Annotated in this window: 20 protein-coding genes and 1 riboswitch; of the genes, 10 read left to right on the forward strand and 10 right to left on the reverse strand. The window is 75.6% G+C overall.

The window, feature by feature from the left end; translation table 11 throughout:
- Positions 1-81: 81 nt before the first annotated feature.
- On the reverse strand, positions 82-399 hold the full coding sequence (locus ACFWTC_RS11630) for a hypothetical protein (RefSeq protein ID WP_383926254.1): 318 nt from the start codon (positions 397-399) through the stop codon (positions 82-84).
- Positions 400-756: 357 nt separating this feature from the next.
- Between ACFWTC_RS11630 and ACFWTC_RS11635 the strand changes: the two genes are divergently transcribed.
- Positions 757-2,910 carry a PIG-L family deacetylase gene (locus ACFWTC_RS11635; protein WP_384029107.1) on the forward strand — a complete coding sequence of 718 codons (2,154 nt, stop codon included), beginning with the start codon at positions 757-759 and terminating at the stop codon, positions 2,908-2,910.
- 60 nt (positions 2,911-2,970) lie between these two features.
- Here the strand turns inward: ACFWTC_RS11635 and ACFWTC_RS11640 are convergent, their stop codons facing one another.
- Positions 2,971-4,461 carry a hypothetical protein gene (locus tag ACFWTC_RS11640; RefSeq protein WP_384029109.1) on the reverse strand — a complete coding sequence of 497 codons (1,491 nt, stop codon included), beginning with the start codon at positions 4,459-4,461 and terminating at the stop codon, positions 2,971-2,973.
- Between the two features lie 285 nt (positions 4,462-4,746).
- On the opposite strand from ACFWTC_RS11640, the gene ACFWTC_RS11645 reads away from it, so the two are divergent.
- The 5 genes from ACFWTC_RS11645 (at position 4,747) to ACFWTC_RS11665 (ending at position 11,025) form a co-directional block, all read left to right on the forward strand.
- Positions 4,747-6,348, forward strand: coding sequence for a hypothetical protein (locus ACFWTC_RS11645; protein WP_384029111.1), 1,602 nt, complete (start codon positions 4,747-4,749; stop codon positions 6,346-6,348).
- A gap of 177 nt (positions 6,349-6,525) precedes the next feature.
- Positions 6,526-7,551, forward strand: a complete 1,026-nt coding sequence (locus ACFWTC_RS11650) for a hypothetical protein (protein WP_384029113.1) — start codon at positions 6,526-6,528, stop codon at positions 7,549-7,551.
- Positions 7,548-8,114: a toxin-antitoxin system, toxin component gene (locus ACFWTC_RS11655; protein ID WP_383926239.1), complete on the forward strand. Its 567-nt coding sequence runs from the start codon at positions 7,548-7,550 to the stop codon at positions 8,112-8,114. The genes ACFWTC_RS11650 and ACFWTC_RS11655 overlap by 4 nt, the downstream gene beginning before the upstream one ends.
- A gap of 83 nt (positions 8,115-8,197) precedes the next feature.
- A complete protein-coding gene (locus tag ACFWTC_RS11660; RefSeq protein WP_384029115.1) occupies positions 8,198-9,832 on the forward strand; it encodes an NAD(P)/FAD-dependent oxidoreductase in 1,635 nt (544 codons plus the stop codon).
- Positions 9,829-11,025 carry an MAB_1171c family putative transporter gene (locus ACFWTC_RS11665; protein ID WP_384029117.1) on the forward strand — a complete coding sequence of 399 codons (1,197 nt, stop codon included), beginning with the start codon at positions 9,829-9,831 and terminating at the stop codon, positions 11,023-11,025. The genes ACFWTC_RS11660 and ACFWTC_RS11665 overlap by 4 nt, the downstream gene beginning before the upstream one ends.
- A gap of 91 nt (positions 11,026-11,116) precedes the next feature.
- Here the strand turns inward: ACFWTC_RS11665 and ACFWTC_RS11670 are convergent, their stop codons facing one another.
- A complete protein-coding gene (locus tag ACFWTC_RS11670) occupies positions 11,117-11,962 on the reverse strand; it encodes a bifunctional 5,10-methylenetetrahydrofolate dehydrogenase/5,10-methenyltetrahydrofolate cyclohydrolase (RefSeq protein WP_384029133.1) in 846 nt (281 codons plus the stop codon).
- 61 nt (positions 11,963-12,023) lie between these two features.
- Positions 12,024-12,117: riboswitch (ZMP/ZTP riboswitch) on the reverse strand.
- Between the two features lie 57 nt (positions 12,118-12,174).
- Between ACFWTC_RS11670 and ACFWTC_RS11675 the strand changes: the two genes are divergently transcribed.
- On the forward strand, positions 12,175-12,936 hold the full coding sequence (locus ACFWTC_RS11675) for a class I SAM-dependent methyltransferase (RefSeq protein ID WP_384029119.1): 762 nt from the start codon (positions 12,175-12,177) through the stop codon (positions 12,934-12,936).
- A 215-nt stretch (positions 12,937-13,151) separates the two neighbouring features.
- A complete protein-coding gene (locus ACFWTC_RS11680) occupies positions 13,152-14,738 on the forward strand; it encodes an RNA polymerase sigma factor (RefSeq protein WP_383926227.1) in 1,587 nt (528 codons plus the stop codon).
- Here ACFWTC_RS11680 and ACFWTC_RS11685 read toward each other — a convergent pair.
- The 5 genes from ACFWTC_RS11685 to ACFWTC_RS11705 all read right to left on the reverse strand — a co-directional run bounded on the left by ACFWTC_RS11685 (position 14,726) and on the right by ACFWTC_RS11705 (position 22,031).
- Entirely contained in the window at positions 14,726-16,564 is a 1,839-nt protein-coding gene (locus ACFWTC_RS11685) for a hypothetical protein (protein ID WP_384029121.1), read from the reverse strand. The two genes, ACFWTC_RS11680 and ACFWTC_RS11685, sit on opposite strands and share 13 nt — an antisense overlap.
- On the reverse strand, positions 16,561-17,622 hold the full coding sequence (locus ACFWTC_RS11690) for an ATP-binding protein (RefSeq protein ID WP_383926221.1): 1,062 nt from the start codon (positions 17,620-17,622) through the stop codon (positions 16,561-16,563). The genes ACFWTC_RS11685 and ACFWTC_RS11690 overlap by 4 nt, the downstream gene beginning before the upstream one ends.
- Positions 17,623-17,776: 154 nt before the next feature.
- On the reverse strand, positions 17,777-19,204 hold the full coding sequence (locus tag ACFWTC_RS11695) for an amino acid permease (RefSeq protein ID WP_383926219.1): 1,428 nt from the start codon (positions 19,202-19,204) through the stop codon (positions 17,777-17,779).
- 75 nt (positions 19,205-19,279) lie between these two features.
- On the reverse strand, positions 19,280-21,478 hold the full coding sequence (locus ACFWTC_RS11700) for a phage holin family protein (RefSeq protein ID WP_383926216.1): 2,199 nt from the start codon (positions 21,476-21,478) through the stop codon (positions 19,280-19,282).
- A 148-nt stretch (positions 21,479-21,626) separates the two neighbouring features.
- Complete coding sequence (locus tag ACFWTC_RS11705) at positions 21,627-22,031, reverse strand: hypothetical protein (protein ID WP_383926214.1); 405 nt, start codon at positions 22,029-22,031, stop codon at positions 21,627-21,629.
- A gap of 137 nt (positions 22,032-22,168) precedes the next feature.
- Between ACFWTC_RS11705 and ACFWTC_RS11710 the strand changes: the two genes are divergently transcribed.
- Together ACFWTC_RS11710 and ACFWTC_RS11715 are read left to right on the forward strand one after the other, a co-directional pair.
- Positions 22,169-22,945, forward strand: a complete 777-nt coding sequence (locus ACFWTC_RS11710) for an MBL fold metallo-hydrolase (protein WP_383926211.1) — start codon at positions 22,169-22,171, stop codon at positions 22,943-22,945.
- A complete protein-coding gene (locus ACFWTC_RS11715; protein ID WP_383926208.1) occupies positions 22,942-23,586 on the forward strand; it encodes a DedA family protein in 645 nt (214 codons plus the stop codon). Before ACFWTC_RS11710 ends, ACFWTC_RS11715 begins: the two co-directional genes overlap by 4 nt.
- 85 nt (positions 23,587-23,671) lie before the next feature.
- Here the strand turns inward: ACFWTC_RS11715 and ACFWTC_RS11720 are convergent, their stop codons facing one another.
- Both ACFWTC_RS11720 and ACFWTC_RS11725 read right to left on the reverse strand, forming a co-directional pair.
- Positions 23,672-25,114 (reverse strand): amidase, encoded by a 1,443-nt coding sequence (locus ACFWTC_RS11720; RefSeq protein WP_383926205.1) that lies wholly within the window; start codon positions 25,112-25,114, stop codon positions 23,672-23,674.
- Positions 25,115-25,406: 292 nt separating this feature from the next.
- Positions 25,407-26,633, reverse strand: a complete 1,227-nt coding sequence (locus ACFWTC_RS11725) for an aminotransferase class I/II-fold pyridoxal phosphate-dependent enzyme (protein ID WP_383926203.1) — start codon at positions 26,631-26,633, stop codon at positions 25,407-25,409.
- Between the last annotated feature and the right edge of the window lie 52 nt (positions 26,634-26,685).

Here is a 26,685-nt window from a genome sequence, read left to right on the forward strand (position 1 = left end):
CAGGTAACGGCCGCGGCCTGCGCTCGGGCGCCCTGCTCCGGCCGCCACCCGGATCCGCGACGGCCGGTGTGCGGGTGGGGGTCAGGCGGGGCCCAGCGGGCCCAGTTCCCCGTCCAGGCGGGTGGGCCAGTCCGCGGTCGCCAGTTCGGCGGATACCAGCAGGTCCCGCCAGTCCGTCTTCGCCGTCGCCACCGCCGTCCGCAGCCGCCGGACGTCGCCGCGGGCGACGAACAGCACGGCGGCCGCCAGCCGCTCGGCGCTCGTCCCGTGCATCCCGCCGGCCCCCAGGTCCGCGACCAGCGCCCGCAGGGCTCCGGCGACACCCCGTGCGGCCTGCTCGTCCGGGAAGTCCGACCGGATGCGCCGGTGCAGGCGCTCCGTGACCACGTCATCGACCACACCCCCCGCCCCCTCTCTCTCGCTGTCCCCCGGAACCCCGGCAGAACCGGAGGGGCCAGCATGGCGCCGGCCGGCCGGGCGCGGTAGGGCGGCCCAGCCCGGACGGCCCCGACCCGGAGGGACCGCCCGGCTGCCCCGGCCGCCCGGACCGCCGAGGCGAGTCGTAATAAATGGGGCATCTCGGTGAAAACGTGCATTCAATTTGATTTGGTTTCATATGCCGCTTGATGCTGTGTCAGTCGCAAACGCGTGGGGCACAATCGGCCCCGGTCGCCTCCGGAAGCGGTGGAGCCCCCAGGGCACCGACCCGCCCCCTCAGCGGAATTCCGCACCGGACCGATCCTCAAGGCGTCATCGATGTACCTGGCCAGCCGCACCCGTCTCGCGGCCCTGCTCGCCGCGCTCGCCGTCGGCGCCACCGGGGTGACCACCTGGGCCTACGGGCGCGGCGGCGCGCCGGAGCCGACCGCGCTCGGGGCGGCGCTGCGGCCGAGTGTGACGAAGGGCACGGTCGTCCAGGTCGTCGCGCACCCCGACGACGACCTGTTCTTCATGAACCCCGACCTGAGCCGCTCCATATCCACCGGCGTCGAGGTCGCCACCGTCTACCTCACCTCCGGCGAGTCCGACGGCCGCAACGAGGCGCACGGCCCGCACCTGGAGGACCCCGCGCGCCCCGCCGACCGCGCCGCCTACGCGGAGGCCCGGCAGAACGGCATACGGGCCGCCTACGCGGAGATGGCCACCGGGGACCGCACCAGCGCCTGGCGGCGTACGGCCGTCCCCACCGCCGGCGGGGGCGGCGCGGAGGTGGACGTCCTCGTCGCGAGGCCCCACGTCAGCCTGGTGTGGATGCAGCTGCGCGAGGCCCGCAGCATCTCCGACGACAATCCGGACAGCCTGCGCGGCCTGTGGGACGGCAGGGTCCCCGCCCTGGGCTCCCAGCTGACCTCCGGGACCCCGGTCCGGGCGCCGTTCTCGTACACGAGGGAACAGGCCGTCGAGGCCATCGCGGGCGTCTTCGCGCGGTACCGGCCGACGACGATACGGACGCAGGACCCGACGCCGGGCCGGTCGCCGGGCGGCGCGTTCCTCGACCACCAGGACCACGTGTACGGCGCCCGGTTCGTACAGGCGGCGGCCGAGCGCTACGCACAGTCGAACGGGGCGGGGTCCGGGCGCGACGGCTTCGCCGGGCGGCCGCACTTCTCCGTCCAGAACTACGTGAGCTACCCCAACAGCTCCCTGCCCCCGACGCTCGGCCCGCAGGCGGCCGAGGAGAAGCTCGGCTACCTCAAGACCTACGCCTGGACGGACCACCGGGACTGGTGCGGCAGCCCCGCCGGCTGCGGGGACCGCAAGACCGCGACCCGGCCCACCGGCGCCGGATGGAACCGGGCCATCCGCTACAGCCGGGGTGACGGCACCTCCTGGCTGACCGAGGGCGTCGCCGGCCGGCTGTGGGCCGTCGCCGTCCTGGACGGCCGGATGGCGTACTGGACGCGCGGCGGTCCCGGGTCCGCCTGGCAGGGGCCCCGGTTCCTGCCCGGCGCCGGGCTCGACGCGGGCGCGACGGCGGCCCGGCTCCCCGACGGGAGGGTCGCCGTCTTCGGCACCCGCACCACCCTGGGCGCCACGCCCCAGGGGTACGGGCGTGCGCTCGTGTACGCCGTCCAGGCGGCGCCCGACGGCGCCTTCGGCCCGTGGCAGTCGCTGGGCACCCCGGACACGAAGGACATACCGGGCACTTCGGCGATCAGCGCACCGGCCGTCGCCGTGGAACCCACGGGCCGGCTGACGGTGTACGTACGCGACTCCGCGCGCACCCTGCGCGCCCGCTCGCAGGCGGCCCCGGACGGTCCCTTCGGCGCGTGGCAGGCGCTCGGAGGTGCCGGACTGCAGGGCGACCCGGTCACGGCCACCGACTCCGCGGGGCGGCGCCACGTCTACGCGGCCACGGCCCGGAGCGTGCTGGCCTGGGTGCGGCCGACCCCGGACGCCCCCCTGCTCGGCCCGTTCCCCACCGGGCTGCCGGCCACCACCGGCCCGCTCTCTGCGAACGCGCGGGGCGACGGCGTCGGGCTGTACTTCCGTCAGCCGGGCACCGGCGCCGTCGGTACGACCCTGGCCACGGCCGACGGGCCCGCACCGGCGTTCTCCCCGGTCACCGAGGCGGGCGGTGAGGGCGGCTACGGCGCCGTCGGCGTCGCGGGCCACCTGCTGACGGGCCGGGCGGGCGCGGGCACGGTCGGCCTGGCAGGCCCCGGCGGCGCACCGTCCTGGTCCGAGTCCCGGATGCTCTACACGGGCGCGCCGGCGGCCCTGGCACAGCCCGACGGCACGGCCGTCGCGGCGGCCCTCGGCCTGGACGCCGGCCTGCACGTCACGACGGCTCCCCCGGCCGGGTCCGAACCGGTCGGCAGCCTCACTCCGTACTCCCCGTGGCACGGCGCGGTACCGCCCTCGACGCTCGCGCAGGCCGCACGCCCCGGCTCCGGGTGGCAGCGCTGACCGGTGGCGGCGGGGGCCGGTGACGGGACGGGTCCCGTCCGGGCGACGCGGGCGCCGCCGTCACGGCAGCAGGGGCGGCGGGGGGAGCGGCGTGCCGTCGAGCGCCACGAGGGCCAGGACGGCGATCGAGCCCGTCCACGCGAGGGGCGCGACCGAGGACGGCCTGCCCTCCCTGTCCACCTTCTCCGGCAGCTCGCCGAGCACGTTCTGCTTGGAGAGGACCCAGTCCAGCACCGGTCCCGCCTTCCCGGGCTTCCCCGTCGCGGCCCACGCGAGGGCGAAGAAGGCCGTACTGGGCGTCCAGGCGCTCCCGCCCCACGGCGCCGCGGGGTCGTTCCCGGGGGTCAGCCCCCCGCTGGGCAGCAGCAGCGCCCGGTACGTGGTGTCCAGCGCGCGGGGCAGGCCCGCGGGGGCCGCGTTGAAGGGCGGCGCCATGAACGCCACCGCGCTGTCGTGGCCGTGCCGGCCGTCGGCGGTGCGCTGGTACCCCACGGGCGCGAAGCGGGCGGCGATCCCCGCGGAGAGCCGGCGCGCGGCGCGGGACCAGCGCGCCGCCTCGGCCGGCCGGTCCGCCTCCCGCGCGAGGTCCGCGGCGGCGTTGAGCCCGGCGAGCAGGGGCGCCGCCGTACCGATGTTCGCGGCGGGCGTCGTCAGCTCCCAGTAGTCGGGGGAGGCCGGGGGCAGTCCGTCCGCCCGCAGGGAACCCGCGGCGTGGTCGGCGGCCTTGCGGACCATCGGGTAGAGGGCGGCCAGCCGGACCGTACGGGTGGCCGGCGGGGCCGTGCGGTACCACTGCCAGGCGGCCCACGGCACCCAGCCGCCGGCGTCGAGCTGCCACCGCCGGCCGTCGGGCGGGCCGGTCCCGTCGAGCTTCGTCCGCGCCTCCCAGGTACCGTCCGCGCGCTGGGTCGCGGCGCTGTAGCGCAGGATCCGGTAGGCCTCGGCGTCGTGGCCGGTGTGCGCGAACGCGGCGGAGGCGAAGCTGGAGTCGCGCGGCCAGGAGTACTTCCAACCCGGGCTCCACCCGGCCGCCATGGCGCCGTTCGGCCGGAGCAGGGCGCGCATGGCCAGCAGCGCCCGCTCGGCGGCCCTGCGCTGGGCGGGCGTCCGGCCCGGGACCCGGCCGGAGGCCAGCCAGGCGCGGCTCCGGGCGACCTGCCACCACGCCGGCAGGTGGTCGGCGGCGACCACGGCCGACGCGGTCCGGCCGGCCGGAAGGTACATCAGCCGGCCGGAGGCCAGCCGCAGGACGTTGCTGCCCCGCACGTAGCGCGCGCCCTCGGCGACGGACGGCGGGACGCCTTCGGCGGCGGTCGTGTTGGACAGGACGCCGACGGCGGGGACGCTCTGCATCGACGCGGGCCCGTAGAGGCGGGCGCTCTCGTGCTCGGCCCCGCCTCGGTCGTGGTGGCCCACGGGCCGGACGAGCGCCGGCCGCGCCGCGCCGGCGACCCGCCCCGCGGACGGCGGGCCCGCGGTGCACACGGGGACGGCGGCGCACGCCAGGGCCGCCGTGACGGCCGACCACCGGACGAGCAGGACACCGGGCACCGCCACTCCCTCCGCCGGGTCCGCGCGGCAGCCGACCTGGAGTCCCCATCCTGGGAGACCGGTACGGAGGCCGCCACGGCTGGCCCGCCGCCCGGGTGAGCGGTGCGCTCCCGGGCCGGGAGGGTCCGGGGGTCCCGCGGCCCGGTGCCCGGCCTGGCCCACCACCGGATGCCGGGGGCGGCGGGCCGTGCACATCATGGGTGTTCGACGGGCCGTGCGATCACCGCCGTCGGCGGGGCGCACCGGCCGCCCCTCCGGCCGGGCCCCACGGCGAAAGGGTGGTGGATGACCACTACTGCGGTCGAGGACGAGGACGAGGGCGTCCGGGCGCGCTCCGCCGGGGCGGGCCGGCGAACCGGCCGCCGCCCCCTGCTGCGCGGGATCCTCCCGGTGGCCGGGGCGGTGCTCGTCGCGGCGGCCGGAGCCCTGACGGCCGTCGGCTGTTTCCTCGGCCTCTACCTGCGGCCCACGTCCGACGACTGGTGCGCCGCGTGGAAGGCCCGGGACATGGGGGTCCTCGGCATCACCGCCGACTTCTACTCGACCCAGAACGGCAGGATCGCCAACGCCTTCCTGAGCGGCGTCGTGTACGGCGACGGACTGGCCGGGACGAAAGTCCTCCCGACGGTCATCGCCGTCTCCTTCACCGTCGGACTGGTCCTGCTCGGGCGGCACTTCGCCCGCTTCCTCGGCGGCAGGCCCCCGGTCCTCGTGCTGATCGCCTGCGCCCTGGTCGTGCAGGCGCTGCTGTACTTCGCGGGCACCCGCAGCTATCAGGTGCTGCTGTGGGGCCCCGCCACGATCTCCCACACCCTGCCGAGCGTCATCGGCGTGTGGGCGCTGCTGCTGGCCGTCCGGACCGTCGGCCATCCCCGCGCGGGCGTCCGTACGGCCGGATGCGTCGCGGCGTTCCTCATCGCCTTCTCGCTCGGCACGCTGAGCGAGCCGTTCGCGCTCGTCAGCGGGCTCCTTGCCGCCGGGATCGGGCTGCTCTGCCTGCCCCGCCTCGGACTGGCGCGCAGCCGGCGCCCCCTCGTCTGGTGCCTGCTGTGGTGTTCCGGGCTCGTCTGCGGTCTGGTCGTGCTCTACACCTCCCCGGGCGCCCGCTGGCGGCGGGCCCAGCAGCCGGAGAGGGAGTCACTGCTCTCCGCGGGCGAACTCAGGGGCACCGTCCGGGACTGGCTGTACATGTGGGACTCCGTCAGCGGCCGGTGGGCCTACCTGGGAGCCGTCACCGTGGGCGTCCTCCTGGGCCTGGCGATCCGGCGCCGCGGACGCGGGCCCGGGAAGCGGCCCGGGCAGGGCGAGCGGGACGAGCCGGCCGAGTGGGCCACAGGCGACGGCCGGCGGCGGACCGTGCCGCGCACGACGCTGGCCGCCCTGCTGCTGCTCCCGGTGCCCGTGGTGGTGCTGGGGTCGTTGGCGGTGGTGGTGGGCCTGCGCAGCGGGTACGGCCCGAGCGGGTGGACGTACGCCCGTACCTGGACGAGCTACCTGGTGCCGATGGAACTGGCGCTGTGCGGCTACGGCGCCCTGCTGGGCGCGTGGGCCGCCCGGTGGCTGCCGGGCCGCCTCGGCCGGCGCACCGCCGACGCGGTCCTGGCGGGCGGCGCCGTCGCGGCGGGCTGCCTGACGCTGGCCTCCGTCGCCGTGCTGGTCCCGGACGTCCAGCGGCTGACGACCGCCACCGTCACCCGTTCCGTGGCCTGGGACGCCCAGAACGCCCGCATCCGCGCCGAAGTGGCGCGGGGCGCCCCGGAGGTGGGCTACCGGCCCCTGCACATCGGCAGCCTCGCCGAGCCCTTCTTCACCGGGACCTACGAGCGGGACTGGGTCGCCGCCTGCGTGGCGCGGTGGTACGGCGTCGACCGGATCCACCGCGACTGATCCGCCGCCCGGAACGGGGAGTCGGGGCGGGCGGTCCGGCAAGCGGGCGCGTCCCAACCTTTCTTGAGGTGGAGATCAGGAAACGTTGGGGTTTTCCTGGTTCGGCCCGGGGCGGGCGGCTAGGCTTCACGCAGCCAGACCGCTCGAACGCCCTGTCGACTTACGGAGCATCAGCCGGTGCCAGATCCCGCCCGCCCCGACCTCGCCGCCCTCTGGCGCCGCGTCGAGGAGCTGGCGCGGCGGCGCGGACCCGGCCCCTGCGACCCTCTGGGCGCGGAGCGGCTGAGCCACCTCAGCGGGGTCGAACCCGCCCGCATCGCGGGGGTGGTGGCCGGCACCGCGCCCGTGACGCCGCTGGAGCGGCGCGTGCACCAGCGGTTCCTGCGGCTGCGCGCCACCCGTCTCGACAAGCACGGCCGGGAGTGGCCGCTCGCCGCCATCGCCGAGGACTTCGACGCGCCCGGCGCCTCCCTCGGCCCGCTCAACGCGGGCACCGGGCTGCCCCGGCTGGGCCACGCCGCGGGCGTACAGCGGTTCTTCGGGGTGTACGCCGGCTTCCTGCTGGCCGATGCCAAGAGCGCGGTGGAACGGGCCCTGGCCCTGTCGGGTTCCGCCGCCCCCGAGGGCCCGGACGGGCTGGAGCACCTCTCGTACCTCACCGGGATCACCCCCGGGGACATCCGTCTCACCCTCGACGGCAGGCCGCCCCGGCTCCCGTTGAAGGAACAGGTGCACCAGCGGTTCGAGCACCTGCGGCGCACCCGCGTACGGGGGGACGGGCACCCCCACTCCCTCTCCGCCATCGCCCGTTCCTTCGACGCGTCCGGCCAGTCGCTGACCCGCCTCGCCCGGGGGGAGGGACTGCCGAACCTGGCCGCGGCCGCCGGGATCCAGCGGTTCTACGGGGTGGACGGCGGTTTCCTGCTGGCCGACGACACCGAGGCGCTGACCACCGCGCTCACCGCGATCGAGCACGAACTGCGGTCCGTGGAGCGGCCGGAGGAGAACCCGCTGCTCGCCGTACTGCGGGCGCACGACGTACGGAGCATCGTCACCCGGGCCGGCCGGCTCTCCCCGCTGGGCTGGAAGTCCCTCGCCGACCACCTGGACGACCTGCTGGCGCGCGAGGGGCAGCTCGGCCGTCCGGCCGGGGACGACATTGCGGCGGCCGGCGGCAGGACCGCCGGGGGGGAAGCACCATGAGGACCACACGGGCGATGCGCAAACTCGGCCGCGAACTGCTCGCGGGCGCGCGGCTGGCCCCGCCCACCGACGCCGGCGGGATCATCGGAGGGCTGTGCGCCGCCTACGGGCGGCGCCGCGGCAGCGGCCGGAAGGTTGACTTCCGGTTCGCCTCCTTCCCGCCCGACACGGCCAGCGGGCTGTGGCTGGACATGGACGAGCGCGACCTCCTCGTCATCGAGGAACGCACCCGGCCCGAGCACCAGCTGGTCATCGCCTGCCACGAGTTGTGGCACCTGGACGAAGGCACCTGCGACCGTCACGGGCCGGGCCCGGCGGTCGCCGCGCGACGGACCGGGCACCACGGCGACCTGGCGGAACTGCTGCGCGGGGACACGGGGTTGAGCACCGTCGTCCGGCACGTCGCCGCCCGGGCCGACCGGGGGGACCCGGCGGAGATCCGGGCCGAGATCTTCGGGCTGTACCTCGGCAAGATCCTCAAGCCGTACCTGCCGCCACCCCGGGAAGAGCAGTTCCCCGAGGCGATCGAGCGCATCAAGACCTCGCTCGGCTGGGGCCGCTGAGCGTCACCCCCGTGACCTCAGCCGCCTGCGCCGAACCCTTCGCGCCGATGCCTCCGCACGGCCCCGACAGAGAGCACCACACGATGACCCAGTCTTCTCCGCCCCACCGCGCCGTCGTCATCGGCGGCAGCATGGCCGGCCTCCTCGCGGCCGCCGTCCTCGCCGAGCACGCGACGGTCACGATCATCGACGCGGACACCTTCCCGGACAGCCCCGCGCCGCGCCGCGGGCTCCCCCAGGCCCGGCACGTGCACGTCATGTGGTCCGGCGGTGCGCGCGCGATCGAGGAGATACTGCCGGGCATCACCGGGGACTGGACGGCGGCCGGCGCGATCCGCCGCAGCCTGCCCACCGACCTGGTCACCAAGACCGCCCAGGGCTGGATCCCCCGGTACGGGGAGAAGCAGTTCAACGTCTCGTGCAGCCGCGACCTCCTGGACTCGGTGGTCCGCGCCCGGGTGAACGCCCTGGAGGGCGTCACCACCCTGGAGCGGAGCCGGGTCCGGAGCCTGGAGGGCACGGCCGCCCGCGTGACCGGCGTACGCGTCGACACGCCGGACGGGGAGGGCGCGCTGATCAGTGCCGACCTCGTGGTCGACGCGAGCGGGCGCGGCTCCCGGGCCCGCGCCTGGCTGCGGGAGCTCGGCGCGGGCGACGTCGGACAGGCCGAGGTCGACTCCGGCCTGGTCTACGCGACACGGATCTTCGAGGCGCCCGCCGGAGCCCACGCACAGGGTTTCCCCATCGTCAACGTGCAGTCCGACCCCCGCGTGCCCGTCCCGGGCCGGACGGCCACGATCGTGCCCATCGAGAACGGCCAGTGGCAGGCCACCCTTTCGGGTACCCGCGGCGGCCAGCCCACCGGCGACCCCGAGCAGTTCATCCCGTTCGCCAAGGGCATCCGGGACCCGATCGTCGGGGAGCTCCTGGAGGGGCGCAAGCCCCTCACGGACGTGGCCGTCACCCAGGGCACCGCCAACCGGCGGGTCTACTTCGAGAAGGCCGACCTGCCCGACGGGTTCTTCGCCGTCGGCGACTCGGTCGCCACCTTCAACCCGCTGTACGGGCAGGGCATGACGGTCGCCGCCAAGGGGCTGCTCGCCGTCCGCGCCCTGCTCCGCGCCAAGGGGCTCGCCCACCCCGGCTTCGGCCGCGACGCGCAGCGGGCGATCGCCCCGCAGGTGGGCACCGCGTGGGAGCTGGCGACCTCGCAGGACATCCTCTACCCGGGCGCCACGGGCATGAAGCCGCGCGCCGGCGCCGGGGTGCTCAACGCGTACGTCAGCCGGCTGATGACCGGCGCGACCACCCGGGAGACGCTGACCGCCGCCTTCCTCCAGGTCATCACGATGAGCAGCGCGCCGACGCACTGGCTGAGCCCGTCGGTGGTGTGGCAGGTCCTGCGGGCCTCGGAGCGGGGCGCGCTGAAGGCTCCGCCGCTGACCGCGGCCGAACGCACGGTCGCCGGGCTCGACCGCGAGGCCGCAGGGCCCCGGGGTACCGGGAACACGGCGGGACCGGCGGCCGGACCGGCGGCGGGCTCGACGGCGGCGGCCGCACCGGTGGCGGGCTCGACGGCCGGGGCCCTGCACACCGTCGGTGGCGCCGCCGCAGCCGTGCACACCGCCGCCACCGGGCCCGTTCCGGATCCCGAACCCGGGGCGGGTGAGGCGGCCGGTCAAGCGGGCCCCGCCGACCCCGTCGGCCGGGCCCGATGACGGACGGTGTCATCCTCTACGCGCCGGGCGCGGTGCTGAGCCTGGTCCTGCTCGTCAAGCTGCCGACGCTGCGCCGCGGCTGGGACCAGCCGCTGATGCGGGCCGTGTGCGCGCTGCTGCTGGTCGGCTGCCTGGTCATGGTCCTCGCGGCGCCGCCGACGATCGCCGCGGTCAACCGCCTCACCGGCGTGGTCAACTTCTCGGCCCCGCTGGTGTTCGGCACGCTGACCGCCTTCTCCGGGTCGTGCGTCGTCCTGGTGCTGCACTGGGCCGGCGGTCCGCCGGCCGCGGTGCGGCGGGCCACCCGGCTGACGGTGGCCGTGTTCGGCACCGTCACCCTGCTGATCGTCGTCCTGTTCGTGATCGGCGACGCGCCGGTGGAACGGCTCCGGGACCTGGACACGTACTACGCCAACACCCCGTGGATCCGGGAGATGATCGTCTGCTACCTGCTGGCGCACACCGTGGGCACCTCGGCGCTGACCGGGCTGTGCGGGATGTGGCTGCGGCACGCCGACCCCTCGCTGCGCCCGCTGCGCACCGGCCTGGCCCTGATCGTGCTGGGCGGGCTGCTGGACCTCGGCTACAACGCGGCGAAGTGGGCGGCGCTCTGCGCCCGCTGGACCGGCCGCGACTGGGACCGGCTGTCCACGGACCTGGCGCCGCCGCTGGCCTCGGCGGCGGCCCTGATGGTGGGCTCCGGCTTCATCGTGCCGCTGATCGGCGGGTCGGCGGCCTGGCGGGACTTCAGCCAGTACCGGCGGCTGCACCCGCTGTGGAAGGAGCTGCGCGGGTTCGCCGCGTCCCAGGTCCGGACGGTCCCCATGAACTGGTGGTCACCGGTCGGCATCCGCCTGATCCACCGGGAGTCCGTGATCGACGACGGGATCCTGGCCCTCGCACGCTGGTTCGATCCCGCCGTCCGGTGCGCCGCGTACCGGGCCGCGCGCGCCCAGGGCCTAGGCGAGGAGCGGGCCGCCGTCGTCGCGGACGCGGCGGTGCTCGCCGCCGCCTGCCGCGGCCGGGCCGCCGGGGAGGACCCGCCCCCGGAGCCGTACCGGCTGGACTGCCAGGCCCTGACCGACCTGGCGCGCGAGTTCCGCTGCTCCCCCGTCGTCGCGGCCGCCCGGGGGCGCGGCGGCGCCGCGCAGGGGCGCCCGGGGGGCGTCAGGCCGCCCCGGGCGCCCCCGTGAGCGCCCCGCCCGCGGGGGTTACCCCCGGATACGGAACGCCCCGGACCGAAGGGCCCGGGGCGTTCGCCGTGCGCGGTGCGCGCGGAGGGGGTCAGAGGTCCGCGAGGTCCAGCCCGGCCTGCTCGGCGGCCGCCCGTACGGTCTGCTCCAGCAGGACGGCGATGGTCATCGGGCCGACCCCGCCGGGCACCGGGGTGATCAGCGAGGCGCGGGCGGCGGCCGACTCGAAGTGGACGTCGCCGACGTTGCCCTCGTTGTACCCGGCGTCCAGGACCACGGCGCCCGGCTTGATGTCCTCGCCCCGGATGAACTCGGCCTTGCCGACGGCGGCGACCAGCACGTCCGCCTGGCGCACGATCGACGGGAGGTCGACGGTGCGGGAGTGGCAGTAGGTGACGGTGGCGTGGCGCTCCAGCAGCAGCATCCCGGCCGGCTTGCCGAGGATCGCGCTGCGGCCGACGACGACGGCGTGCTTGCCGGTGAGGTCGACGTCGTAGGCCTCCAGCAGGCGCATGATGCCGCCGGGGGTGCAGGAGTCGAAGCCCGGCAGGCCGAAACCCATGGCGGCGAAGGAGTGCATGGTGACCCCGTCGACGTCCTTGCCGGGGGCGATGGCCTCGAAGGCGGCGCGCTCGTCGATGTGGTGCGGGACGGGGTGTTGGAGCAGGATGCCGCTGACCTCCGGGTCCGCGGAGAGCGCGGTGAGGGCGGCCACCAGCTCCTCGGTGGTGGTCTCGGCCGGCAGCTCCACGTGGCGGGAGGTGATGCCGGCCTTGGCACAGCGTTTCTGCTTCATGCGGACGTACGTCACCGACGCGGGGTCCTCGCCGACCAGCACGGTCGCGAGGCAGGGCGCGGTGCCGGTGCGGCCGGTGATCGCGGCCGCGAGTTCGGCGGTCCGCTCCGAGATGCGGCGGGCGAGTGCGGTGCCGTCCATGAGCTGGGCACCGGCGGTCTGGGCAGTCGTCACGGGGTCTCCTGAACGTCGCTGCGGGATAGCGGTTCGCCCAGGCGCGCGGCAGTCGGCGTACACGCGTACGCCGGGCCGCTCCCCGGTGGTGATCCACCCGAACGCCAGTCACGGCCCGCCGCCCACTGTAGTCGACATATCCGGTGGTTACCCGGTCCGAGGCCTGGGACGATCGAGGCATGACGCGCACTTTCGACCATCTTGTCGCCGAGGCCGAATCCGTCTCTGTGGACGGCTGGGACTTCTCGTGGCTCGACGGCAGGGCCACGGAACAGCGCCCCTCCTGGGGCTACCAGCGGCTCCTGTGCGAGCGGCTGGCCGGCGTGGGGTCCGTCCTCGACATCCAGACCGGCGGCGGCGAGGTGCTCGCCGGGGCCGGTCCCCTGCCCCCGCTGACGGTCGCCACCGAGTCCTGGCCGCCCAACATCGAGAAGGCGACCCGGCTGCTGCACCCGCTGGGCGCGGCGGTGGTCGCGGACGCCGACGAGCCGCCGCTGCCCTTCGGCGACGAGGCCTTCGAGCTGGTGACCAGCCGGCATCCGGTGACCGTGTGGTGGGAAGAGATCGCGCGGGTCCTGCGGCCGGGCGGCGCGTACCTCTCCCAGCAGGTCGGTCCGGCGAGCGTCTTCGAGCTCGTCGAGTTCTTCCTCGGCCCGCAGCCGGAGCGGGTCCGGCGCGGCCGGCACCCCGACGACGCGGTCGCCGCGGCCGCCGGGGCGGGCCTGGAAGTCGTCGAGCTGCGCTCCGAGCGGCTGCGGACGGAGTTCCACGACATCGGAGCCGTGATCTACTTTCTGAGGAAGGTGATCTGGATGGTGCCCGGCTTCACGGTCGGGCAGTACCGGGACCGCTTGCGCGAGCTGCACGAACAGATCGAAAGCGACGGCCCGTTCGTCGCGCAGACCGCCCGATTCCTGATCGAAGCCCGCAAAACGGGCTGACGAAATGGGCGGACGGATCCACGCCGGATCGGTTGCGCGGCCACAGCGTGGCGCAGGTCACTCAATTCAGCGCGTAACGAATCGACTCGGGCATGCGATGAACCGACAGGTGTCCTCGCGCGGCCCCGGAATACAGACCCCCCTCGGGTCTGTTTCCCGAGTTCGCGCGATGATGTCCCGCCCACCCCTTATTTGTTCGCAACGAGAGGCTCCTTGTGTCGCTCAGCCCGTCCCGTACGTTCCCTCCGGAGATCGCCGAATCGGAGGCCCTCGTCGCGCTCGTCGAGCGCGGCCGCGAGCAGGGTCACATCAACGGTGACGACGTGCGCCAGGCCTTCGAGGCCGGTCGCATCCCGGTGGACCAGTGGAAGCGGGTCCTGCGCAGCCTGAACCAGGTTCTGGACGAGGAGGGTGTCGCCCTTCACGTCAGCGCGGCCCCCGCCACCAAGGCCGCGGCCAAGAAGCCCCGCAAGGCGGCCGCCGCCCCGGCACGCGCCGTGACCAAGAAGGCGGCGGCTCCGCCCCGCCCCATCGGCGCGCGCAAGACCTCGGCCAGCGCGGCCGCGGCCACCGCTGCGGCGATATCCGCTTCGCCGGCCGCCGCGACCGAGGACGAGGTGACGGCGGACGCCGCCGCCGAGCCGAAGAAGCGCACGGTCAAGAAGACCGCCGCCAAGAAGACGGCCGTGAAGAAGACGGCCGCGGCCGCCAAGAAGACCGGTGCCAAGGACGCCGACGAGGGCGAGACCCCCGCCGTCGGCGAGGACTGGGCGGCCGAGGACCCCGCCGACGAGGCCGAGGAGGAGACCCCCAAGCCCGGCGGCACCGCGGGCTTCGTCCTGTCCGACGACGACGAGGACGACGCCCCGGCGCAGACGGTCATGGTGGCCGGTGCCACCGCCGACCCCGTCAAGGACTACCTGAAGCTGATCGGCAAGGTGCCGCTCCTCAACGCCGAGCAGGAGGTCGAGCTCGCCAAGCGCATCGAGGCGGGCCTGTTCTCCGAGTACAAGCTCGAAGAGGAGGAGGACCACAAGCCCGCCTTCAAGCGCGAGCTGGAGATCCTCGTCGCGGACGGCCGCCGGGCGAAGAACCACCTGCTGGAGGCCAACCTCCGCCTCGTGGTCTCCCTCGCCAAGCGCTACACCGGCCGCGGCATGCTCTTCCTGGACCTGATCCAGGAAGGCAACGTCGGTCTGATCCGCGCCGTTGAGAAGTTCGACTACACCAAGGGCTTCAAGTTCTCCACGTACGCGACCTGGTGGATCCGGCAGGCGATCACGCGTGCCATGGCCGACCAGTCGCGCACGATCCGCATCCCCGTGCACATGGTCGAGATCATCAACAAGCTCGCCCGCGTGCAGCGCCAGATGCTCCAGGACCTGGGCCGCGAGCCCACTCCGGAGGAGCTGGGCAAGGAACTGGACATGACCCCCGAGAAGGTCATCGAGGTCCAGAAGTACGGCCGTGAGCCGATCTCCCTGCACACCCCCCTGGGTGAGGAGGGCGACAGCGAGTTCGGTGACCTCATCGAGGACTCCGAGGCGGTCGTGCCCGCGGACGCGGTGTCCTTCACGTTCCTCCAGGAGCAGCTCCAGTCGATCCTGGGCACGCTCTCGGAGCGCGAGGCGGGCGTGGTCTCCATGCGCTACGGCCTCAACGACGGCCAGCCGAAGACGCTGGACGAGATCGGCCGCGTGTACGGGGTCACCCGTGAGCGCATCCGCCAGATCGAGTCCAAGACCATGTCGAAGCTGCGCCACCCGTCGCGCTCGCAGGTGCTGCGCGACTACCTCGACTGAGTCGGCCCGGCCTCCCGGGCCAGCCGGAACACCGGCCCCCGGGGGGTGAACGGCAGGGAGGCGCCCTGCGGAACCAGGAAGGCGTGCTCGCGCCGGATCCGCAGGGTGTCGCACTGTCCGTCCGTGATCACCAGCACCGGGGCGCCGGGCGGGAAGTCCTCCGCCCGCTGCAGCAGGTCCATCGCCGGCTGCAGGGCGGTGCCGCCGCGTCCCCGGACCCGTACCCGGCCCGCGATGTCGGTCGGGGGCAGATAGCCCGCGTCGTACGGCGCCGCGTCGCAGAAGACGACGCGTGCCGCCGGTACGTCGCGGGCTTCCGCGTACGAGGCGATCGCGCCGAGCGCCTTGCCGAGCAGGCCGGCGTTCATCGACGCCGACGTGTCGAGCACCACCCCGAAGGTGCAGCGGGCGACCTCCTCGGGCGGGAAGTACCGGCCCGCGCGGGGAATGTCCGGGGTCGAGGCCTGGCGGCGTGCCGGGCGCGCGTAGGACCGTACGGCCACGGGGCGGGGTACGTACGCGTCGAACCAGCGGGCGAGCGCCGCGTCCCAGGGCACGGGCGGGTGGGCCAGGGCCCGGATCTCCTGGATCAGCCCGGCGGGCAGCAGGCCGCGCTCCCCCGCCTCGTGCAGGTCGAAGCCCTGGACCAGGCCTCGCCGGTAGAACTCGTCGAGGTCCGCGTACGGGCGCTGCGCGCCGTGCGCGAGCGGCTCGCCCAGGATGTCCCCGGTGCCCTTGCCGCGCAGCGTCGCGAGCCGCCGCACGCGGCGCAGGTCGGTGGCGATGCGGTCGTAGACCTCCTCGACCGAGAGCCCCTGGAGCGACGGGTCGTACAGCAGGCCCTCCGGCATGCTGCCGACCTGCATCTCGACCAGCCAGCCGTTGACGACGTAGTCGGCGGCGACGTTGTGCAGGTACGGGTCGCGGGCGCCGCGGCGCTCGCCGTGGCGCAGGGCGGCGTGCAGCATCTCGTGCGCCAGGACGAACCGCCACTCCTCGTCGTCGAAGGTGCGCAGCGGGTTGATGTAGATCTCCCCGGCGGTGGCGCTGACCGCGGCGACGGAGATGCCCTGAGCGCGGGCCAGCTCGGCGTCCGCGACGATCTCCAGGCCGCTCGCGAGGCCGCCGAGCAGCGGGTACGAGGAGACGAACCAGTTCAGGGCCCGGTCCCACGGGCGCTGGGCGACCCGCTCTCCGGTCACCCGGTCGCGGCGGCCGCCCGCCGTTTCCATGGCGGCGGAGACGCTGCGGGTCAGGGCGTGCGCGAAGGCGGTCGCCCAGTCGGGGACGGCGGCGTTGTCCCAGCTGCGCCAGGTGACGAGGCGCTGGTCGGGGTGGTCGCCGGCGGTGCCGCAGCGTTCGTGGGCGGCCGGGATGCCGTCGCGGCGCCAGCGGGCGGCGAGGAGCTCCTCGTCGCCGCCCGGGTACTCGGCGGGCAGGTGGTCGGGGGCGCGGCCGGCCGGGAAGGTCAGCAGGAAGCGGTTGACGACGACGCAGCGGGCGGCGAGGTCGAAGCGGTCCGGCTGGGGGCGGTCCGGGTCGCGCGCGGCCGGGACGTGGCCGAAGCCGAGGTGGAGCAGGGCGTGGCCGAGGGTCCAGGCCCACTCCCGGGGCTCGGCGCGCCGGGTGGGGTGGACGTGGACGGTGCCGTTGGAGTCCACGGCGGCCAGTCCCCCGGCGGGGGTGGCCCGGCACCCGGTCTCGCGGCAGATGGTGGCGGGGACGGCGGCGAGGGCCGGGTTCCGCTTGACCAGGGCGAGCCCCTCGGCGAAGGCCTGCGCGGCCGGGTCGGGCCGGGCGCCCTTGGCCGCGGAGCGGCGGCTCACCGGCGGGCCTCGACCAGGCGGGGCATGTCGCGGGCGGCTTCGACGAGGAACCAGGCGGGCAGCACGGGCAGGCCGTCGACGTCGTCGGCGATGACGGTCTGGGCGACCTCGACGGAGATCTCGGCGAGCTGGACCAGCAGCGACTTGGCCCGGAAGGCGGTCTGCCGGACGGCGGGCGAGACGTGCTCGCGCTGGGCGGGCAGCTCCTTGACCAGGCGGCCCCGGAAGGCGTCGGCCAGGTAGTAGAGCAGGTCGCGGTCGGCGGGGCGGGTCGGCCAGGAGGCGTCGCCCTTGATGATCGCCTCGATGCCGTAGGAATGCCGGACGATCTTGGCGTAGCCGCAGAAGGACACCGCGTGGGCGGGGGTCAGGGTGCCGTGCGCGACGATCTTCAGCGTGTGCTCGTCCAGGTCGGCCCCGAACGACTGCAGGGCGTCGGAGAGCATGTGCCACGAGCGCGGCGTGGAGAAGGGCTCCTCGGTCTTCGGCGGCTGCGACCAGAGGTGGTCGGGGCGGTCCGTGAGGTAGTCGGTGACCCAGGGGTGGATGCCGTGCTCGCCGGCCCAGACGAGCCAGTCCCCCGCGGAGGCCTGGAGGTGGACGTGGGTGAGGCGGTTGACCAGGGCCGAGGCGATGGGCCGCGCGAGGGCGTTGTCGGTGGCCCGGTTGCCCGCGCCGATGACGATGGAGCCCGCCGGGAGCTCGTAGGAGCCGATCCGGCGGTCGAGGATCAGCGAGTAGAAGGCCTTCTGGACGTCCGGGCCGGCGGCGTTCAGCTCGTCGAGGAAGAGGCAGTACGGCTCGTCGCGCGCGATGGCCTCCGGCGGGCAGAAGACGGACCGGCCGTCCCGGATCTGCGGTACGCCGATCAGGTCCTCGGGGGCCAGCTGCGTGCCGAGGAGGCTGACGCACTCCAGGCCCAGCGAGTCGGCGAACTTCCGCACGAGCGAGGACTTGCCGATGCCGGGCGCCCCCCAGAGGAACACGGGCCGCACGGTGGCGAGGCCGAGGAGCAGTTCGGGGATCTGGGCGGGGGTGACGGTGACGGCAGCCTGCACGGGCGCGGATGTCCTTCGGAGTCCGGGGATGGTGCGCCCAGTGTGGCCGCGGCGCACCGGGCGGGGCACCTGGTTTTCCCCGGGCGCCCCGCCCCCTCGGACGCCCGCTCCCCGGCGGCCCGCGTCGGGACCGCGGCGGACCGGCGGCTCCGCGTCAGACCGCGGTGGCCGCGCGCCGTTTGCGGGCCGACATCGCGGCGTACACGAGGACTCCGGCGAAGAGGAAGAGCACCCCCTGGTAGACCGCGGCGTACCCGGAGCCCGCCACCAGCCACAGCGAGAAGCCGAAGGCCAGGCCGGCGATGGCGGTGTCGCGGACCAGGCGGCCGCGGTGCACCCGCTCGGACTGGCCGGAGAGCAGGAAGTAGATCTGCGCGGCGGCGGACAGGAGGTAGGGGACGGTCGCCGTGAAGGTCGTGACCAGGACCAGGACCTCGAAGACGCCCTGCGGGCCGGCGGTGTAGTTGTAGACGGTCAGGGCCGAGGCGAGGGTGACCGTGACGAGGACTCCGGCCACCGGGACGCCGCGCCTGCGCGTCGCGAACACCTCGGGGAAGAGCCCGTCCTTGGCGGCGGCGTACGGGGTCTGCGCGCTGAGCAGCGTCCAGCCGTTCAGGGCGCCGACCATCGAGACCACGGCGGCGCAGGCGACCAGCGTGCCGCCCCAGGTGCCGCCGAACATGGCGTTGACCGCGTCCGTGAAGGGGGCCCGGGAGGCGACCAGGGTGTCGTGGGCGACCAGGCCGAAGACGGAGAGGGTGCCCAGGAGGTACACGGTGGCGGCGCCGACGGTGCCGAGGATCGTGGCCCGGCCGACGTTGCGGGCCGGGTCGCGGACCTCGCCGGCGCTCACGGCGGCGGACTCGACGCCCAGGTAGCTGAAGAGCAGGATCGCCGCCGAGGCCGAGACGGCGCCGGCCGCGCTCTGGTCGGTGGCCCGGAAGGGGCCGAGGTGGGCGGGGTCGAAGAAGAACAGCCCGCCCACGGCGACGAGCAGCAGCGGGGCGAACTTCAGTACGGTGGAGACCAGTTGGACGGCGCCGACGTAGCGCGTGCCCGCGAGGTTGGCGAGGGCCGGGAGCCACTGCACGGCGAGGGCGGCCAGGCACATGGACCACTTGTGCTCGCCGACGGCCGGGAACAGCACGGACAGGTAGCCGACGGCCGCGACCGCCAGCGCCGCGTTGGAGACCCAGGTGGTGATCCAGTAGCTCCAGGCGGCGAGGAAGCCCGCGAAGTCGCCGAACGCGGCCCGGGCGTAGACGTACGGGCCGCCGGTCCGCGGATGGCGCTGGGCGAGGCGGCCGAAGACGAGGGCGAGGGCGATCGCGCCGACGGTGAGCACGGCGAAGGCGACCAGGCTGATGGTGCCGAACGGGGCGACCGAGGCGGGGAGGAGGAAGATCCCGCCCCCGATGATGTTGCCCATGACCAGGCAGGTGGCGACGGGGAGGCCGAACCGCCGGGCGTGCCGGTCGCCCTGCGGGCGGGGCTCCGGGGCGGCGGGGTCTCCGGCGGCTCCCCGGGGCGCGGTGTCCTGCGGGGTGTCGCCCCGGGTGGTTGGGGCTGCGGTGCTGGTCATCGGGGGTGCGCCTCGAGATGTCTCACATGGTGGGCAGGTCGATCCATGGTTGACCACGGCGAGGGGCGCACCAAATCAGCGGGTTTCGTCCCGTACGGCACCCTCGACGGAAGGAAAGGTTCCGCCGGCGGCCCCCTCCGGCCGGTGATTCTCCACCACCGGCCGGACAGCCGGTCCGTCCGCCGGCCCCACCGCCGGGGCGCCCCCCGGTCCCACCTCCGGTCCGTCCGCCGGGCCGGAGCGTGCGCCCTGCGGGAGGGCCACCGGCACCTGCGGACCGTCAGCCTCGCGCATCCAGCGCCGCAGTACGCCGTGCACCGCCTCCGCACCCACCAGGCCCGCGTCCGGCTCGGACAGCACGGTCGGCCACATCAGGAACGGGTGGCCCTGTTCTCCGCCGAGCCCGCCGTGCGAGCCGATCTGCTCCTCGAAGGCGTGCACCTCCCCCGTCCCCGGGTCGTACGCCGAGTTGACCATCACGTCGGCCACGTGCGGGAAGGTGTCGGTGCGCCGGACCGCCTCCGCCGCGCCCGGACCGAAGGGAGCGAGCAGCCCCTCGGCCGCGCCGGGGACGTCGAGCCGGGCCTCGGCCCCGCCCGCGCCCAGCACCACCCCGTCGACCAGCAGGAAACCCACGCCCGGGTGGTTGGCCAGCGTCGTCAGCAGGGCCGGGTGCGCGCGCTCGATCCGCTCCCGCGTGGCACGGCCGGGGACGTCCGGGAAGGAGATCAGCCCGAGGTTGCCGGACGCGAGGACCACCGGATCGGAGCCCGGGCCCGGGCGGGCCTCCTCCCCCTCCTCCACGGGCCGGTGCAGGGCCGCGAGGACGGCGGCCCGGGCCTCTGCGCCGCTGCGGGTACGGCCCGCCCGGCGGGAGACCGGCAGCCCGCAGCCCGCCCGGACCAGGTCCTTGAGGGTGAGCCCGTACCGGCCGAGGAAGGTCTCCCCCGGGCTCTGGCCGTGGTCGGAGAGCAGTACGACCCGGTAGGCGCGCGGCGCGTGCTCGGCGACCCGGCCGATCAGCGCGAGGCTGCGGTCGAGCCGGGCCAGCACCTGGTCGGTGTCGCGGCCGCGCGGGCCCGAGTGGTGGGCGACCTCGTCGTAGGCGACCAGGTCCGCGTAGACCGCGGCGCGGCCGGCCAGCATGTCGCCGATCACCGCCGCCACCACCACGTCCCGTTCGATGACGGTGGCGAAGGCCCGGATCAGCGGGTACAGCCCGCCCCGGCCGACCCGCGGCTCCTCCTTGCGCAGCCGCGACCGGACGGACTGGCCGATCTCGCGGCCCACCTCGGCGACGAAGGACAGTGCGGTGCGGACCGCGTTGGCCGGGTCGGAGAAGTACGCGAAGTAGCCCGCGCGGGACCGGTTGGCAGGGCCGCGGCGGGCCGAGACGGAGAGCACGAGCGCCAGCTGGTCGGCGCCGCCGCTGAACAGGTTGCCCCGGCTGGCCCCGTCCAGGGTGAGCAGGCCGCCGTCGCCGGTGCGCTCGACGGCGCGGCGCTGGAGCTCGGCGGCGCTGGTGGGCCGGTTGCAGACCACCACCTCGCCGGTGTCCTTCTCGTACCAGCGGAAGGCGGGCACGTCGAAGGTGGAGCCGTGCAGGATGCCGAGCTGGCTGGCGCCGGTCTGGCTGGACCAGTCCGTACGCCAGGACGTGACGCGGTGGGTGCTGTCCAGCAGGCCGGCCAGCGTCGGCATCAGCCCGCTGCCCGCCGCCCGGCGCAGCACCTCGTACCCGACCCCGTCGAGCTGGAGGAAGACCAGTCCGGGCGGCGCCCCGCCGGCTCCGCGCGCACCGGACCGGCCCTGGCGCCGGCGGCGCCGGTCGGCGAGGCGGTAGAGGCGCCTGCGGTACGCCTCGTCGTCGCGCACCGCGAGCGCGGTGGAGGTCGCCGACGCCACCGCGGACATCACCGCGGCCACCACCACCGCGGTGTCGGGGGCCACCTCGCCGCCGGAGGGGACCAGGCTGAGCGCGATCAGCAGCAGCGAGCCGTTCAGGAAGAAGACGAGCAGCCCGAGCACCAGCGCGGGCACCAGCAGCAGGGCCCGGACGAGGACGGGCCAGACGAGCGCGCTCAGCAGGCCGAAGGCCCCGGCGCCCCAGGCGGCGGTCAGCCCGATCTTGGTGACGCTGTCGCCGTTGCCGGACCGGAGCCGGAAGTCCGGCAGAGCCCCGGCCAGGGCGAGCATCGTGAGCGTGGACACCGCCCACACGAGGACCACCCGTACCAGTGCGGCGCCCGTCGTCCGCCACCGTCCTCGCAACACGCCGTACCCGCCTCACCGTCCCGCCCCTTGGGCCCGGCCTCCAGGCTCGCACAACCGCGCTCACCCGGCCGGGCGACACCGGCCGCGCACGGATGTACGGAGCCGCCGGTCAGGTGCCGTACGTCACGCGGCGGCCGGGCGGCGCCGGTCAGGTGCCGTCGTACCCGGCGGTCGGCATGGACAGCCGGCGGTGCACCTCGGCCTTCATCGCGGAGGTGTAGCCGGGCTCTTCGTACCCCGCCGTCTCCAGCCGCACGCCGCGGCGCGCGCACTCGGCGGCGAACTCCTCGACGGAGCGCAGCGCCCGGGCCAGCACCCGGTGGTTGGCGGCGACGAACAGGTCGACCTGGCCCGCGTCGACGCCGGACCACAGCCCGCAGTGGTCCGGACGCATCCCGTAGACGAGCAGGTGACGCGTCACCACGTAACCGTGGTCCGCGGACCAGCGCGCGCACATGGCGTGCTGGCTGCGGGTGTCCACGGCGAAGGGGTCGGCGTCCAGGTCCTCGAGCGGGGTCAGGCTGGCGATAGCGGCCACGCGCAGCTCTTCCATGGCTCCCGACCCTACTCGGATCCGGCGCCGGGGAGGAGGGGTCCGCCGGGTCCGGTCCGGGCGGTGCCCCGGTTCGGGGCACTTCGACGGGGCAGCCTTTAGGCTCGGTGACGGACGAGCGAGGGAGGCAGGCCCGGATGCCGGTCGAGATCACCTGGTGGGGACACGCCACGTGCACGGTCGAGGACTCCGGGGTGCGGCTGCTGACGGACCCGCTGTTCGCGCGGCGCCTCGTGCACCTGCGGCGGCGGCGCGGCGCGCCGCCCCCGCCCGAGGCGGCGCTGGCGGACGTCGTGCTGGTCTCGCACCTGCACTCCGACCACCTCCACCTCCCCTCCCTCGCACGGCTCGCGCCCGGAACCCGGCTGCTCGTGCCGCGCGGCGCCCGCAAGGCGGTGCCCGGGCTGGCCCGGACCGCCGGGCAGCGGGACCTGGCGGTGACGGAGGTGGCGCCGGGCGACGAGGTCGCGGTACGGGCCGGGGTCGTCGTACGGGCGGTCACGGCCCGGCACGACGGCCGGCGGCTGCCGTTCGGTCCGCAGCTCGCCCCGGCCCTCGGGTACGTGGTCGAGGGCGCGGCGCGCACCTACTTCGCCGGGGACACCGGGCTGTTCGACACGATGGCCGAGGAGGTCGGTCCGGTGGACGTGGCCCTGCTGCCGGTGGGCGGCTGGGGTCCGTACCTCGGACCCGGGCACCTGGACGCCGGGCGGGCGGCGCTGGCGCTGGCCGAGCTGGCCCCGGCGGCGGCGGTCCCGGTGCACTACGGGACGTACTGGCCGATCGGAATGGACGCGGTGCGGCCGCACGAGTTCCACGCGCCGGGCGAGGAGTTCGTGCGCCACGCGCGGCGGCTCGCGCCCAAGGTCACCGTACGGGCCCCCGCGCACGGCGAGCGGGTGCGGCTGCCGTGAGCCCGCTCGACCTCGCGGTGGCGGCCGGCCAGGCGCCGCCGGAGACCACCCAGCAGGCGCTGGGCTACCCGGCGCTGTTCGTCCTGGTGGCGCTCGGCGCGCTGGTACCGGTGATCCCTACGGGGGCGCTGGTGAGTTCGGCGGCGGTGGTGGCGTTCCACCATCAGGCGCCGCCCTTCGGGGTGCTGCTGGTGTTCGGGGTGGCGGCGACGGCCGCGTTCACCGGGGACGTCGCGCTGTACTGGCTCGGGCAGCGCGGGGTGCGTTCGCGGGGCGGCTCGCGGTGGCTGGAGCGGCTGCGCGGCCGGGCCACGCCCGAGCGGCTGGAGCAGGCGCAGACGAAGCTGGACGAGCACGGGGTGCTGGTGCTGGTGGTCTCCCGGCTGCTGCCTGCGGGCCGCATCCCGGTCATGCTGGCCTGCCTGCTGGCGGAGTTGCCGCTGCGCCGCTTCGCCCACGGGGACGCGCCGGCCTGCCTCGCCTGGGCGGCCGCGTACGGCCTGATCGGCATCGTGGGCGGCTCGCTCTTCTCGGAGCCGTGGAAGGGTGTGGCCCTGGCGGTCGCCCTGACCCTGCTGATCAGCGCGGGCCCGGCGCTCCGGCGGCGGATCAGGGCGCCCCGGCCGACCGGATCGGCCTGACGGGGAGCCGGCACCGCCGGCGGTGCGGCGGTGGCCACGGCAGGGCGGCGGGCGCGACGGTATGGCGGCGGCCGTGGGGGCGGACCTACCGTGCGGGAGGCCGCTGTTCGCTGTCGAGGGGGCCATGTCCGGGCCTGCGGTCCGCCCACGGCCGCACGGCCTCCAGCTGCGCCGCCACCCGCACGAGGGTGGTTTCGTCGTGCTCCCTGCCCACCAGCTGGACGGCCAACGGCATCGCGTCCGCGCCGAATCCGGCGGGCACCGAGGCGGCGGGATTTCCCGTGACGTTCCACAGTGCGGTGTAGGCGATCATCGGGAACGAGCGGGCCATCGCCCGGAGCAGGCCCGCGCCGTCCAGGGCGCCGACGCGCCGCGGCCGTTCGGCGAGGGTGGGGGTCAGCAGCACGTCGACCTCCTCGAAGACCCGGTTCGCGCGTACGGCCATCCGCTCCCCGGCGCGGACCGCCCGTTCCACGACGGCCTCGGGCGCCAGCCGGGCGACGCGCAGCGTCTGCCGGGTGCGCCGCTCCAGGAGCTCCGGCCGCTCCGTCGCCGCCGCCTCGGACCGGACCCCGCCGCCGAACTGCGGGAGGAACGCGGCCGTGGTGTCGGGGTAGCGCGGGTCGACGGGCCGCACGTCGTGGCCCAGTTCGCGCAGCGCCCGTACGGTCTCGCGCAGGGCCCGTACGTGGTCGGGGTGCGGGCGCACGCCGGGCACCGCCGCCTTGGTCGCGTACCCGATCCTGAGCCTGCCGGGGTCGGTGGACGCCGCCTCGGTGAAGCTCGTACGGGTGGGGCGCGCGGTCCAGCGGTCGCCGGCGACCGGCCCGCTGAGGACGTCGTACAGGACGGCGCTGTCCAGCACGGTGCGGGTGAGCGGTCCGACGGTGCCCAGGGCGTACCAGAGGTGCGGGTGGGGGGCGGTGGAGACGCGCCCCCGCTGCGGCTTGAGGCCGAACAGGCCGCAGCAGGCCGCCGGGATGCGGATCGAGCCGCCCCCGTCGCCGCCCAGGGCGGCCGCGACCAGTCCGGCCGCGACGGCGGCGGCGCTGCCGCCGCTCGATCCGCCGGTGGTCCGGGAGGTGTCCCAGGGGTTGCGGGTGTAGCCGTGGGCCGCCGACTCCGTGAACGGCCACTGGCCGAACTCCGGCATGGCCGTCTTCCCGACGATCACCGCGCCGGCCGCCCGCAGCCTGCGCACCGCCTCGGAGTCGTGGACGGCCGGGGTGTGGTTGGCGGCGCCGCCGAAGGTCGTCACCTCGCCTTCGACGTCGAGCTCGTCCTTGACGGCGATCGGCACGCCCTCCAGCGGTCCGCCGTCCGCGCCGGCGGTGCGCGCGGCGTCCCGGGCGCCGGCCTCGGCCAGAGCCCGCTCGGCGCGGACCACGCGGAACGCGCCCAGGTGGCGGTCGATCCGCTCGGTGCGGCGCAGGGAGGCCTCCACCAGCCGCCGGGCGGTCACCTTGCCGGCGCGGACGAGTTCGGCCTGCCGCGCGACCCCCAGGTACAGCAGCTCGGTGTCGTCCATGTGCGCGCCTCCCGGGGACAAACCGGACCCCACGTGCGGTGCCGTGCGTACGCGTGGTCCGGCAGGGGTGATCTTGAGCAGCGAACGGAGCGTATCCGCCGTGCCGTACGCGCACAACGACGCGGAACGCTCCCGGGCCTCGGGGGCCGCTCGTGGACGCGGCGGCGTCCCTCCGGTCCCTCGTCGAGAAGTCTCCGTGAACCGTTCACCGCGGGCAGTCGGGGCGGGGGTCGCGGACCGGGGCGGCCGGGCAGCGGCGGCGAACCCGTACGCCCCGCGCGCCCGGGAGGGGTCAGGCGAGCCCCCGCAGGACGGACCCGAGCAGTTCCAGTGAGCGCCGTACGTGCGGGAGCGCCAGCGGGTCGCGGGCGGTGAGCGCGGCCAGCCGCTCCTCCGGGTCCGCGCCCAGCAGCGGCCCGGTCGACAGCCTGACCCGCAGCGCGACCGACTCGTCCGCGAACCGCTGACCGCCCGGGGTGGGTGCGCCGAGCCGGCCGCCGAGCCAGTCCTCCAGCTCCATGGCGTCGCCGACCCCCTGGCGGGCCAGTCCGGCGCGCAGCGGGGTCAGGTCCGCGTACAAGTGCCGGCCGGCCTGCGGGGGCCGGGCCAGCGCCCCGACGGCGAGCAGCTCCCGGTGTGCGGCGGCGGCGACCGCGCCGTGCAGGGCCGCGGCCGAGCGGGCCCGCTCGGCGACGGCGACCGGCTCGTCGAGGGCGTACGCGGCGGCGCCCGCGACCGGTCCGGCCGTGAGCGCGCCGGTGGCGGTGAGGACGTCGAGGGTGCGGGCGCGCAGCCAGGTTCCGCGGGGGGTGTCGGGGAAGCGGACCACGGCGGCCGGCCAGCCCGCGGGCAGCAGCGCCCCGGCCAGGTCGACGAGGACGGCGGCCCGGTCCGGGAGCATCTCGGCGGGGCTCAGGACCAGGGTCTCGTGCGGCCGGTGCAGGGTGTCGCGCCAGCTCTCGTCGCTGACGACGAACAGCCCCGCCGACTCGGCGGCCTCGCAGGCCTCGCGGAGCATCTCCGGCGGCGGCACGGTGGCGGTCGGGTCGTCGGCGACCGACAGCAGCAGGAGGCGCGGGTCGCCGCCCTCGGCGCGCACCCGTCGTACGGTCTCCAGCAGCGCGTACGGATCCGGCACGCCGCCGCACTCGGCCGGGGTCGGCACGTGGTGGGCCCGCCGTCCCAGCAGCCGGAGCTGCGGCGTCCACCAGGCGGGACACGGGCGGGGCAGCAGGACGTCGCCCCCGTACGCGCCGATCAGCGCGAGGAGCAGCGCGGGCGCGCCGGGGCCGGCCGCGACGCTCTCCGGGGCGGTCGCGAGCCCGCGGCGGCCCCAGTACCGGCAGGCGGCCTCGCGTACCGACCTCCCGCCGCCGGGGGGTTCGGGCGCCGCGCGTCCGGCGGCCGCGGCGAGCACGGAGACCAGCTCGGGCAGCACGGGCAGGCCCGGCTGGGGTGCGGGAGGGCCGTACCGGACCGGACCGCGGCCTTCCGCCGTCGTGTGCTGCGTCCCCGCCACCGCGTCCCGCCTTTCGGACTCGCCACTCGCCCCGCCCTCACGCGGGCCTATA

Source organism: Streptomyces sp. NPDC058619, assembly GCF_042717785.1.
In the GTDB taxonomy this organism is placed as follows: Bacteria; Actinomycetota; Actinomycetes; order Streptomycetales; family Streptomycetaceae; genus Streptomyces.